At 46.7% G+C, this 12,436-nt stretch carries 12 protein-coding genes and 2 tRNA genes; 6 read left to right on the top strand and 8 right to left on the bottom strand.

Translation table 11 applies throughout. The features are described from left to right. Positions 1-145: 145 nt before the first annotated feature. The 4 genes from AACT42_RS06300 to AACT42_RS06285 all read left to right on the top strand — a co-directional run bounded on the left by AACT42_RS06300 (position 146) and on the right by AACT42_RS06285 (position 2,073). Positions 146-222: transfer RNA gene (locus tag AACT42_RS06300), tRNA-Val, on the top strand. Between the two features lie 37 nt (positions 223-259). Continuing rightward, positions 260-336, top strand: a tRNA-Val gene (locus tag AACT42_RS06295). Positions 337-645: 309 nt separating this feature from the next. Further along, positions 646-1,692: a lactonase family protein gene (locus tag AACT42_RS06290; protein WP_094131689.1), complete on the top strand. Its 1,047-nt coding sequence runs from the start codon at positions 646-648 to the stop codon at positions 1,690-1,692. 18 nt (positions 1,693-1,710) lie between these two features. Next, positions 1,711-2,073 (top strand): RidA family protein, encoded by a 363-nt coding sequence (locus tag AACT42_RS06285; RefSeq protein WP_094131688.1) that lies wholly within the window; start codon positions 1,711-1,713, stop codon positions 2,071-2,073. A 114-nt stretch (positions 2,074-2,187) separates the two neighbouring features. Here AACT42_RS06285 and cydX read toward each other — a convergent pair whose 3' ends face one another. From cydX to AACT42_RS06245, 8 genes are all read right to left on the bottom strand, one after another. After that, a complete protein-coding gene (gene cydX, locus AACT42_RS06280; protein ID WP_094131687.1) occupies positions 2,188-2,289 on the bottom strand; it encodes a cytochrome bd-I oxidase subunit CydX in 102 nt (33 codons plus the stop codon). Between the two features lie 12 nt (positions 2,290-2,301). Beyond that, positions 2,302-3,438 carry a cytochrome d ubiquinol oxidase subunit II gene (cydB, locus tag AACT42_RS06275; protein WP_094131686.1) on the bottom strand — a complete coding sequence of 379 codons (1,137 nt, stop codon included), beginning with the start codon at positions 3,436-3,438 and terminating at the stop codon, positions 2,302-2,304. Positions 3,439-3,449: 11 nt separating this feature from the next. Further along, positions 3,450-5,030 carry a cytochrome ubiquinol oxidase subunit I gene (locus tag AACT42_RS06270; RefSeq protein WP_094131685.1) on the bottom strand — a complete coding sequence of 527 codons (1,581 nt, stop codon included), beginning with the start codon at positions 5,028-5,030 and terminating at the stop codon, positions 3,450-3,452. 120 nt (positions 5,031-5,150) lie between these two features. Then, on the bottom strand, positions 5,151-5,750 hold the full coding sequence (locus tag AACT42_RS06265) for an HvfX family Cu-binding RiPP maturation protein (RefSeq protein WP_094131684.1): 600 nt from the start codon (positions 5,748-5,750) through the stop codon (positions 5,151-5,153). After that, on the bottom strand, positions 5,747-6,493 hold the full coding sequence (locus AACT42_RS06260) for an HvfC family peptide modification chaperone (protein ID WP_094131683.1): 747 nt from the start codon (positions 6,491-6,493) through the stop codon (positions 5,747-5,749). The genes AACT42_RS06265 and AACT42_RS06260 overlap by 4 nt, the downstream gene beginning before the upstream one ends. Then, positions 6,486-7,349, bottom strand: a complete 864-nt coding sequence (locus AACT42_RS06255) for a DUF692 domain-containing protein (RefSeq protein WP_094131682.1) — start codon at positions 7,347-7,349, stop codon at positions 6,486-6,488. The genes AACT42_RS06260 and AACT42_RS06255 overlap by 8 nt, the downstream gene beginning before the upstream one ends. Next, on the bottom strand, positions 7,337-7,651 hold the full coding sequence (locus tag AACT42_RS06250; protein ID WP_094125505.1) for a hypothetical protein: 315 nt from the start codon (positions 7,649-7,651) through the stop codon (positions 7,337-7,339). Before AACT42_RS06250 ends, AACT42_RS06255 begins: the two co-directional genes overlap by 13 nt. Beyond that, positions 7,641-8,597 carry an MBL fold metallo-hydrolase gene (locus AACT42_RS06245; RefSeq protein WP_094131681.1) on the bottom strand — a complete coding sequence of 319 codons (957 nt, stop codon included), beginning with the start codon at positions 8,595-8,597 and terminating at the stop codon, positions 7,641-7,643. Before AACT42_RS06245 ends, AACT42_RS06250 begins: the two co-directional genes overlap by 11 nt. 395 nt (positions 8,598-8,992) lie before the next feature. Here AACT42_RS06245 and AACT42_RS06240 point away from each other — a divergent pair, with 395 nt between their 5' ends. Continuing rightward, positions 8,993-9,412 (top strand): hypothetical protein, encoded by a 420-nt coding sequence (locus AACT42_RS06240; protein WP_017048641.1) that lies wholly within the window; start codon positions 8,993-8,995, stop codon positions 9,410-9,412. Positions 9,413-9,565: 153 nt separating this feature from the next. Beyond that, positions 9,566-12,370, top strand: a complete 2,805-nt coding sequence (locus AACT42_RS06235) for a TolB (protein WP_094131680.1) — start codon at positions 9,566-9,568, stop codon at positions 12,368-12,370. Positions 12,371-12,436: the final 66 nt, after the last annotated feature.

Below are 12,436 nucleotides of genomic sequence, written 5' to 3'. Positions count from 1 at the left end.
TAATCCGGTTATTGTGCTTAAACCCAGAGTTGTGAATAAAAAACAGACAAGCTGGTGATAGATAAGCCAACTGGCTCAAAAACAAAGAAAATAGACTTGCACACAGCAAAAACAGCCGTTAATATCCACTCCGTTCTGAAGATATGCGTCCGTAGCTCAGTTGGTTAGAGCACCACCTTGACATGGTGGGGGTCGGTGATTCGAGTTCACTCGGACGCACCATTTCAGTTGCATGTATCATGCTCAAGAACAAAAATTTGGGTCTTTAGCTCAGTTGGTTAGAGCGTCTGGTCGACATCCAGAAGGTCGTTGGTTCGAATCCAATAAGACCCACCAAATTCAAACAAAGCCCGCCACGTGCGGGCTTTGTTGTATCTATGACATACCAAATCAGTATTAGACGAAAAACCCACGCAACGTTATCGCGGAAAATTATTTAACAGCGAAGATGGATTTTATCCCCTAGGAAAAATAAACATTATTCCGAGCATGTTGTTCATTGATTGTGTTCCGCAATCGCCCGATTGGATTTAAGTTTGGACTGTATGGCGGTTTTCATCACTGCCACACAGGCAGCTTAATTAAATTATCCCAGATTAAGGTGAAATTTGGGTATAGTGTTTTATTTTTGATGATAGGTGGAAAATGAGCACACACACTGCCGCGCGTTTTTACATTGGTACTTATACGGATGCACCAAGCAATAGTAACGGCGTTGAGCTGATTGAGCTTAATACCATTACGGGTGAACTTAGTGTTTTGCAAGAAGTGATGGCGACGCGTAACCCTTCCTACCTTCTTGAAACCACCAAGGGCTTTTACACTTTTAACGAGGTAGAAGCGAGCGACAACCCACAATTAATACACATTAACAAGGGCTCTGTTTCTCAAGTGCCACTGTCGGGTAGCTATGCATGTCATCTTGCTATTGATGCCAAGCAGCGCTATTGCGCCGTGGCGCATTATGGGTCGGGTAATGTGAACATTGTTCGTTTGGACGACACTGGCAAACCGGAGTTATGTATCGCTGATCTATGGATTAATGGTCAGGGGCCAAATGCAGAGCGCCAAACCTCACCTCACGCTCATCAGGTGGTTTTCCTTAAACAGTCGTCGCAACTGGTTGTGGTCGATTTAGGGAGTGATGCAATTCATTTTTTCGCCATCAACAGTGATAATCAGGCATTTTCATTGGCGCAAACTGTAGAGATGCCTGCGGGGAGTGGGCCGCGCCATGTGGTGTTTAATCACGCAGAAACCCGAGCTTTTGTGGTCTGTGAATTGTCGGAGACTTTGGTCACCTTAGTATTTTCCGGGACACAATGGCAAATAGAGGCTGAGTGCGATCTCTTGCCGAATGAGGCGAAAAGTGGAGCGGCTGCGGCGATTAAGTTGTCGCCCGATGAACGTTTTCTCTATGCTTCCTGCCGAGAGCAAAATAAAATCGTTCTTTTTGAACTATGCCAGCCACAACCGCAATGGATTGCCGCATTTGACGTCGGTGGCCAATTCCCGCGTGACTTCACTTTGTCTGCGGATGGAGATTGGTTGTTGGTTGCTAGCCAACATTCACACACAATCGCCAGTTATCGCCGAGATGAAACCACAGGCAGGTTGGTTGCCAGCGGCTTTAGCTGCAAAGTCGGCGCGCCAGTCTGTGTGATCGAACAGCACTGTTGCGAGTTATCTTGACCATAAAGAGAGAAATTAATGACTATTCATCGTATTAATCCAAGTAAACGTTGGTCTGACATTACCGTATTCAACGGCATTGCCCACTTTGTGGAAGTGGCTGATAGTGATACAAAAGCCGATATGAAAGGGCAGGTTGAGCAGATCTTAGCCCAAGCCGAGCAGCAGTTAACGGCGATCGACAGCGACAGAAGCCGTGTGTTATCGGTGACGATTTATGTCACAGATTTTGCACATTTCGCCGCTTTGAATGAAGTGTGGGATAGCTGGTTTCCAGAAGGATGCGCACCAAGCCGAGCCTGCGTTCAAGCACAACTGGCAAGTTCTGACTATCTGGTTGAAATGGCTTTTGTTGCCGCAGCTGGCTCAAAATTTCAGTAAATACGTTTCTTACTATGTGATGAAAAATGGCGCTACAATTTGCGCCATTTTTTTATCTCAAAGCTTGATGATCTTAAACCTTGTTAACAGGTTATCGGCTTGCATATGAGTGAGTTACGATTCATCGAAATGCTCAGCTTGCTCAAGCCATAATCCATTGATTATGCCCAATGCGCAGGCGAGTAATACGCCAAGAACCCAACAGAAATACCACATCAGTCATCTCCTTTAGTACAGCGATACGCTGTGGTTGCGAATATAATCATCATTCAATCGACCGAACATTTTGTAGTAACCCCACGCGGTGTAACTGAGAATAACTGGTACCACTAAGATGGCGACAATCGTGATGATATTGAGTGTTTTTTGGCTGGATGTGGCATCCCAAATCGTCAAACTGTGTGATGGCATTAAGCTTGACGGCATGATCATCGGAAATAGCGCCACGCCTGCCGTTAAAATAATGCATGCAATAGCAAGGCTAGAGAATAAGAAGGCCCAGCCAGATGCTCTTTTCAGGCTTGCCCATATGCACGCCAATAAGCTCGCGATGCCCACGCAAGGGATCAACCACAGCATGGCGTGTGCTTGATAGTTATGCAGTAAATGACGAGCGACGCTAACCACTTCTTTGTGCAAGGGGTTTGAAGCGGCATCCGTGACAATCGGGCTCACGATAATATAACCCGCTATGTTGGCGGCAAAGAATCCGCCGATGAGAAATAAAGCCACCGCAATGCTGGCAATGACCACCGACGCGCTATGGGCTCGCTCACGTAACGCATCACAAGTTTTGAGCTGTAAAAACGTTGCGCCTTGAGTGACGACGATGGCAAGGCTGAGCAGGCCACACAGTAGCGGAAATGGCGTGAATAGATCCCAAAAATGGCCTTGGTAATCAAGCATCAATAAGTTATTGAGCTGAAAAGGGACTCCTACCAATAAATTACCAAAACCAATGCCAAAGATGAGCGGCGGCACAACGCCACTGATGAACAGTGCGTTATTGCACGCCTTGCGCCATGAGGGATTATCGATTTTCGAGCGATAATCCATACCTATTGGGCGCAGCCATAACGCGGCAAGTAGCAACATCATCGCTAAATAGAAACTAGAAAATGCGATGGCGTACACCAGTGGCCAGATGGCGAAAATCGCACCGCCAGCGGTAATCAGCCATACTTGGTTGCCATCCCAATGAGGCGCGATACTGTTGATCATCACTCTTCGTTCAACATCACTGCGTCCCAAAATGGGCAGTAGCGCTGCAACGCCCATATCAAAGCCATCGGTGATGATAAAACCAATCAATAGCACACCGATAATCGCCCAAGTCAGCAGACGTAAGGTTTCGTAATCAAACATTGTGTTCTCCCTTAATGGTGTACGTGAGATAGAGATCCGTGCCCATCTTGAGTTTCAAAATGGTAACGTCCGGTATGTAGGGCGCTTGGACCGCGCCGAGCAAACTTCACCATCAGGTACATTTCCACCACCAAAAATGCGCTATAGAGTAAGTAAACTAGGCCCAGTGAAATCCATAAATCGCTGGGTGATAGGTTAGATACGGCCGTATTAACCGGAAGCACTTCACCGATAGCCCAAGGTTGGCGGCCAAACTCAGCGACAAACCAACCCGCTTCGCTGGCAATCCAGGGAAGTGGAATAGCGAATAATGCCGCCTTAAGTAACCAAGGCTGAGTGCCGATTTTTCGCCGACAAAGTTGGATGAAACAGAGCCCAATCACAGCGAACATTGCCATACCGCAGGCCACCATGATGCGGAAGCTCCAAAACAGAGGTGCAACTTGCGGAATGGTATCTTGCGCGGCTTGTTTGATTTGGCTTTCAGTCGCATCAGTTACTTTATCGGTGTATTTTTTGAGTAATAAACCGTACCCCAAATCCTCTTTTAGCGTTTCAAACTGAGCGATGTTTTGCAGTGAATCGTCACCATTGCGTAAGGCTTCCAATAACCCGTAAGCGAGCATGCCATTGCGAATGCGCTCTTCACTGCGCGCCATCAAATCTTTTAAGCCGATGACGGGCTCATCCAATGAACGCGTGGCGATAATACCCATCAAATAAGGGACTTTAATCGCCGCGTCTGTGTGCATGGTTTCTTGGTTGGGTAGCCCAAACAGAGTGAAAGAGGCAGGGGCTTGTTCGGTATCCCACTCGGCTTCAATGGCGGCCAGTTTCACCTGTTGCACTTCACCTAAGGTGTAACCTGACTCATCACCTAGCAATAAAGTGGCGGTAATGGATGCCATGCCAAAAGCGCAAGCCACAGCAAATGAGCGGCGTGCAAAGGGAAGGTCGCGCTTTTTTAATAGGTAGTAAGCGCTGATACCCATGATAAACAGTGCGCCTGTGGTGTAACCCGCCGCAACGGTGTGCACAAACTTCACTTGGGTTACTGGGTTAAAAATGACCTCAGTAAAGTTAGTCATTTCCATACGCATGGTTTGATAGTTAAACTCGGCGCCGACGGGGTTTTGCATCCAGCCGTTGGCCATCAAAATCCACAATCCAGAAAAGTTAGAGCCTAAAGCGGTTAACCAAGTCACGCTTAAGTGCTGACGCTTAGAAAGGCGCTCCCAGCCGAAGAAAAATAATCCAACGAGTGTTGATTCAAGGAAGAAAGCGATTAAAGCTTCAATCGCCAGTGGAGCACCAAAAATGTCACCCACATAATGAGAGTAGTACGCCCAGTTGGTGCCAAATTGAAACTCCATAGTGAGGCCGGTGGCGACGCCAACGGCGAAGTTGATGCCAAACAGCTTGCCCCAAAAACGAGTCATGTCTTTGTAAACGGTTTTGCCGGTCATGACATACAGTGATTCCATGATCGCCAGTAAAAACGATAAGCCAATGGTCAGCGGAACAAAAATAAAATGGTAAAGCGCCGTACTGGCGAACTGGAACCGTGACAGTTCCACCACATCTGTAAGCATAAAGTCTCCCTCCCGCCAGCAAAATGGCAGGTAAGATAGTCAGAGATGAATGTGTGATTGATAACGCCTGCCACTTGAAGCTGCGGGCGGCAACTTCAAGTTAGTAGGCATCATTAGGTGTTAAGCGGTTTGAGGCGTGCGAGTGAATGGTTTTTTTAGCCAGTAGTCGAGGCTGACGTAGCGGCCACCACCATAAATGAAAAGAACCATCAGCATCACAAAGTAAGTCGCCGCAAATTCCATCCCGTTATTGAGCATCACAGGGTCACCAAGTTCTGTGATGTAGTTGTAACGGCCCGGAAAATTGACCGCTAACCATTCAATAAAACCGTTTAAGCGCACCGTCGCTTCCATACTGCTGGTGGCAATCGCGTCCCAGCCATGCTTCCAGTGCACCATTGCGCTCGCCACACTCATCATGAGAATCATAGGGATAGCCATAATGCGAGTAAAAAGACCAAGTGCGATGCATATACAGCCGAGAACTTCTGTCGCGGCGGCTAAAAATGCCAGCAGTTCTGGAAAAGGTAGATTTAAACCACCATCGGCGGTTGAGGCGCCAAACCAAGCAACGGTTCCAGCGAAACCAACCACTTTGGAATGAGCGCCGACAAAAATCACCGGCACGAGGAAAAGTCGAATCGCAAGTAGTACTATAAAATCGAATTTTTTAAATTTTCCGATCACGCCATCGTACCAATTGAGGGCTGAGTGAATCATAGAGTTTCTCCTAATAAATACAGGCTGATGAGTCCTTGTTGCTGAAACGTTTGAACCCACGCCAAAAAATGGAAGTTGGATAGGTGTTGAGCTATCTGTTGTTCTAGTTGCGTTAGTGACTGCGCTGGGGCGTTTTGAATCATCTGAATTAGGGCGATATCTACTTCTCTGAGTTTTTGTGATACCACCTGATGCGATGCATGACGAAATACCCCATAACAGACAGTTTTCTGTTCTTGAATCAAAAAAGTGACCGATTCTGGATGGACAAGAAAAGGCACTTCGACCAGTTTTAACGTTGGGTTAAGCTGTATGCAAAACGCCTCCGGTTGAGCTTCAACATCATCCCACCATACGTTGAGATTCGGCACATGAGCGCTATCCATTTCAGCGTTGAAAACGATCCATTCATATTCAAGCAGTGCGATTTGCTCAGCACTGAGGTTAACACTGGCGTTATAGTTATTTTGCTGTTGGATAAACTGAACAAATTCAGTCGCAATCTGATGGAACTCAGGCTCCATAGCGCCATGTATTACCAGCCATTCGTCCGTCAAAATGTAGAGTGTTTCCTCGTTAAGTTGAGCGTAAAACAGAGGAAAAGTGTGCTTAATGACAGAGTAGATATTCGCTCGAATGAACTCTCGATAACGGCAGGGCGGTTCGCCTTGCGCGACAGGAGAGCGGATCACACAGGTCAGTGCGTGCATTGACATACTGATGTTCATTGGTGGTTTAAGCATGGCTACGCTCCACATCGATAACTAATGATGGCGCTGGTTGCATAATATCGTGATGGATAGTGCGCAACTCTTCAGTCAAAACCACCAGAGGAGGCACATGATGATCACGTTCAAGCAGCAAAGGACGGCTACCTTGTTGAGCGTAAGCATAACGAGCCAAGTCAATCACCTCTTGTTGTACTGGTTTGCCATGGGTATCGAGCAAGAAATCTTCGCGCTCTTTTAAGTGACCTGCGATGTGGTAATAGCCGATCGCTTCGCTCGGTAAAGTGGCCAGCATGTCAAACGGGCAGTAATTGTGGTTACGGCTATTCACATACACATTATTGATATCAATCAGCAGCTGGCAGCCGCTGCGCTCAACTATCTCAGCAATAAATTCGCCTTCGGGGATCTCCTTGCCGTAACTGTGGTAGTAGGAGATGTTTTCCAGCACCAAAGGGCGTTGCACAAGATCTTGAACGCAGTGAATGCGATCGACCAAGTAAGCAATGCTCTCTTTATAGCGCGTGATAGGCAGCAGTTCATACAAGTACCCTTGGGCATCACGCGAAAAGCTCAAATGCTCACTGTAAATGTCGATGTTAAATTCATCTAAAAATGCCGCTACCTTTTTCACAAACGCTTTGTTCAGTGGCTGACAATCGCCAATCGACAAACTCAGCCCATGTGCAACTAGAGGATAGTGCTTTGCTATCTGCTGCAACTGCTCGCGTTTAAGGCCGCCCATGTTCATCCAGTTCTCCGGAGCAAGCTCAAGGAAATCGATGTCGGGATGGTCAGGCAACTGGCATAGCAAATCGATGTGTTCGCTACGCAAGCCGATGCCTTTTGAAGTGCGATCTATTGCCCGCATACACCACCAGTGATTTTGCTGTTGGTTAGAGTAATGGTTTCAGCGGAAGGTGAGATTCCCTCTGCGGTTAAGCCGCATTTACCATCTCTGGCGCGTACTAAACGTCCTTGCGGATCGCTTTTTAAATCCTGTTTCTCAAAGCGTTTTTCAGTACCACATTTGCCAGCCGCGCATTTGCCACCATTTTGAGAGGTGGGTTGCGCACTCACTGGTGCTTCCGTTGACGTTTCTGCAACGCTCATTGCAGGATGAAGAGCAATGGCCGAAGTCATCGCAATAGACAAAACAATTTTACAATTCATGGGTTATCTCCTTCACGGAACTCATTGGGTAGCTTGAGAGATCACGGGCGGCAATAACTTCGCCGTGATAAAACTGTTTGATGATCTTGGTGGACTCTGATTGATGTTTAAGGCCGACTCCCATCCAGTGGTTGAGCACGAGCAGTTTAGGATTGATTTTGGCTGCAATTTCGCCAATCACTGAAGGTTTAGCGTGCATAAATGCAGAGACTTTATCGGCTGACTCATGAACAGCCATCGGCATGACTAAAATGTCAGCGCCTTGAGCAAAATCGAGAAATGCTGGGTTACTGCCGTTTTGATCGGCAGAAATAACAATAACGCCCTGATCACTTTCAATACGATAAGCCAAACATGGCACGTCCCCATGAGGAATACCTAGTGCGTAAATGGTTAAACCGTCTTGTTGATACACTTTAGTTGGTGTCGTGGTTTTGTAAGAAACATCAGTGATGGTTACTGGGAACAAACCATCGCTGCCATCATACAAACCGTTCAAATAAGCATAAGCGCCATCTTTGCTATTAAAGAGTGCGTCCATATAGCCTGATAGGCTAGGGAAGGCTGATCCCGCTTGCGGGCCTGCAATATCTAGTGGGTCTTCTCGCTTAAAGAAGTAGCCGCCTTTGAGCAGCGCGGGCAAGTCTGCAACGTGGTCGGTGTGAAAATGGGTAATGCCTAGAAAATCCAAATCTTCTAGTTTAGAGCCGGATTGGCCAAAGCGCAGATACGCGCCGCCGCCAGCATCAATCATGATTTTAGATTTGCCTTTCCACCAAATCACTTCCGCTGAAGAAGAGCGCAGATCATCTGAAATTGGCCCTCCCGATCCTAAAACTTGTAAAGTGAACTCTTTGTCGAGCGGTTCTAACGAGTTTGCGTAAGCACCGATGGCACCGCACGACAAACTGATTGCGAGCACCAGCGCCTTGAGTGGTTGTTTCATGCTGACTACCTTTTGATTGTCTTTTTTATGATATGTGGATACCTAGGGCGAAAAGAGACTTGCGATAAAAGTGCAAGCTTTTTGATTCTCGTCAAGGTGTAGGTGAAAGATATGATTTAAGAGAATGTTTGGTCAATCTTGATTTTCTTACCTATTGGTTAAGGTAAATTGAACAATGTGGTGTGATGCAATGATAAGCCTGTTAGATTCTAGGTTTGCACCGCATAGCTAGAACCAATTAATACAATAAAAAAATAACAAATGTTCTATTTAGAACGGCATCACTCAAGTGTTCAGTGATATTTAACCCACGTTTACTTTTAAGTGATGTTATTTTTGGGTGGTTTTGAATAGGGTAAAGCTATTATTTTTTACAAATACCTATGATGTCAGTAATGTTTATGATGAAGATGAAGCCAAGCTATTACGTGATTCCTATGCTTATTGCATTTAATGTCCATGCGGCTGACAGTCAGTGTGATGTGATTTCCAGCCAGTTACACGATGTGAGCAATGGCTCTGAAGCGGTTGAACATTCTGGCGGGTACAGCGTTCGTGACAATCCGCCTATTCGCTGCGCCGAGGTCGTGTTTAAGACCAAACAGAGTTACGACAAAGTGGTTGCTTGGATGAATGATGATTTCACGGCGATTTATGTCGATGGTTCAGAAGCAACGTCCAATATGGTTCGATTTCGAGAGGATGATGTAAAAGCTGGCTACGTGAAAATGAAGGTAAATCAACCAATTACCGCTTATGTCTGTTTTGGTCAATCGAGCGTTCCGATCAGTCAAATAGAGTGCGATATAAAATAGATTGCTTAGCAATGTTAAGTGCCATCTCCTTAAATGGGGGAGCAAATGATAGTCAGGCCTTATCCTGACAAAGCCATACATTTCGATACCCAATCCTTTTCTCATTCAACGTACAATCGCCGCACTTAATTATTGAAAAGGGTTGTTGTAACGATGTCAGCAAAATTTGTACTCTCACCCATTATGGGTCTGATGGTTTGTTTGGGTATGCATACACCAACAGTATTGGCTGAGTCAGTCGCTTGGGATCAAGCTGGTCAGCAATGGCAGACTCAACAATCGCAACATTTTATCGTGCACTTTCGCAGTGAATTGGCCCAGTACGCGGCGCATTCGTTAGATATTGCCGAGAAAGTGCATCAAGACCTTGCCAGTCAATTCTCAAAGATGCCAGCTGAAAAAACGCACCTAACGTTGGTGGATGACTACGACTATTCCAACGGTTGGGCAACGCCGCTGCCTTATGCTCAAATTCGCTTGATCTTAAATCCCCCCAGCGATGTCAATGGATTGGAAGGCAATGATGAATGGTTGCACATGCTCATCCGCCATGAGTACACTCACATTGTTCATATGGAATTAAATGAGCGTGCGGTCACCGGAGCTCGACGTATTTTTGGCCGTCACACACTGCTTTTCCCGCATGCAATGACACCCTCGATGCTGTTAGAAGGGTTAGCGGTTTACATGGAAAGCCAAAATGAACAAGGTTATGGACGTTTGCACAATAGCCATTTTGCGATGCAAATGCGCATGGAAGTGGCGAGCGGACAACTAGCTGATCTCAACCAAATCGTGGTAGCGAATAAACGTTTACCGCTTGGCAGTAATTACCTCTACGGCGCGTATTTTATTGATTATTTAGCCAAAACGTATGGCGAAGACGCACTCCAACATTTTTTAAGCGATTATAGTGGCTACCTAATTCCGGGCGTTTTCTTAAACCGAAGCGCTCAACGTGCTTTTGGTAAAGACTTTTTTGCGCTTTGGCAAGAGTTCCGTGCCGATCTAATCACGCAGTTTTCAGATCAAATTGTGCAAAGTAAGGAACAGCCTTCGGAGGCTCAATCTCTCGATAGCCAGCCGTTTGAATATCTATTAGCCAATGGTGGATCAGAGCAATTACTGGCTTGGCGTCGTGATGGGGTTGATCGAGCAAATTTAGCGATGTGGGATAGTAAGCAAAATCAATGGCAGCGTTTATTGACTACAAAAAGCTTAACTAGCCTCGATGTTCATCCCCAGCAAGGTATCGTCGTGTCACAAGTGAATAGTTATCTTGATGGACGAGTGTTGAATGATCTTTATCGCTACGTTGATGGGCAGTGGCAGCGTTTAACCGAGCAACAGCGCTTTACCCAAGTACGCTGGAGCCGAGATGGGCAAAGTGTTTTCGCTACCCGTCATGAACAAGGGTTGCCTGAGTTATGGCAGGTGACGCTGGATGGGCAGCAAACCCGCCTATGGCAAGGCACATATGGTTGGGTCATTGGTGATATGGCGCTATCTCCGACAGGCGACATTTATGCTTCCGTGAAGCAGCCGTCTAGCGCTTGGAATATCATGCGTTTTGTCGTCAAAGAGCAGCGCTGGTTGGCTGTCACTGAAACATCATTAACTGAGCATCAATTGAGTTTTACCCAAGAGGGAGAGCTGCTGTTCAGCGCCGATTACACGGGGCGTTATCAGATCTACCGAATGGACTTAACCAGTCTGCAGCTAGAGCAATTGACCAATGAAATTGGTGGTGCTTTTTCTCCGCAATGGAATCAATCGCAAGGGCTTATCTACCAAGCTTATGAGCATGATGGTTACCATTTGCGCCACATTCCGGCGGTGACGGCTTTCAATGAGGCTCCGCTGTCTTCCTTTGCCAAGGTGACATCCGTTGCTTCGACGCCGATATCTCAGGCCGAAAAAAGTGACACTACCGACTACTCACCGTTGTCGACTTTAACGCCACGTTATTGGGTTCCCGTTTGGCAAGGGGATGAGAACCAATCGTTACTTGGTTTCTCGACCAGTGGTTCAGATGTGTTAGGGCGACATCAATATGAGATACAAGCGGCTTGGGATACAAAAAACGCGTTGGCGGCGTACCAATTGGGGTATCAATATGACAACCGTTGGCAAGCGATGCTCAGCCGAGAGCATGAGTTTAAGTTAAACCCATTGACCAATAAAGACGATCGTATTGTCCGTCAAGATGACTTGACGTTACAACGTAATTATTTATGGCATGGTCTCGATGATAACTTAACGTTTGGTATCGGAACTTATTGGCAGAAAGAGTCATTGATCAAAGCGCCTCAAGGTACGCGCTATACACAAGCCAGTGATGAGTGGCTAGCAGGGGCTGCGCTACAATGGGATAACCGTGAAGGCTTATTGAATGTTCCCGGTTATGCGTGGGGTCATTACGCTGATTTGATATGGGAGTCCAATGTTGGCGGTGATTACTCTGGACAAAAATGGCAGGCGCAGTGGCAAGCACATTGGGACCTCCCGGGGAGCTTCAACCTTACCACTCATCTTGCGGCAGGTTATGCGGACTCAAAAGCCAAACGGTTTGAGCTGGGCAGTTACGAAGGTGACAGCGCGCAGCTCTATGGCCGCCAACAGATAGCGTTGCGTGGCTACAGCTCTGCGGCTCAAGTAGGGCAAGCTTACGCGACACAAAGTGTTGAACTAAGTCGCTTATTGTATCGCGCTGAACGAAACTGGAATTTGTGGCCAATTGGCTTGGGTGATATTTCAGGTTCTGTATTTGTCGACTCAGGATCAAGCTGGAACGATAACCAAAACTACCAAGCCCTGACGGGGATTGGTGCTGAAATGCAGATCGATACCATCGTACTTTATGGCGGCACGTTACCAGTACGGATTGGTTACGCTCATGGATTAGACAGTAAATTAGGCAAAGATGAAGTGTATATCAAGCTAACTGCTCAGTTTTAACCGTTTGTTGAGGAGGAAAGGGTCGCATCAAATGCGACCCTTTTTGCGCTGTAAGCCGAAGCAAGG

Origin of the sequence: Vibrio sp. V15_P4S5T153 (genome assembly GCF_963874485.1) — a bacterium.
Classification (GTDB): domain Bacteria; phylum Pseudomonadota; class Gammaproteobacteria; order Enterobacterales; family Vibrionaceae; genus Vibrio; species Vibrio anguillarum.
This window is presented reverse-complemented; position numbering and strand designations above follow the sequence as displayed.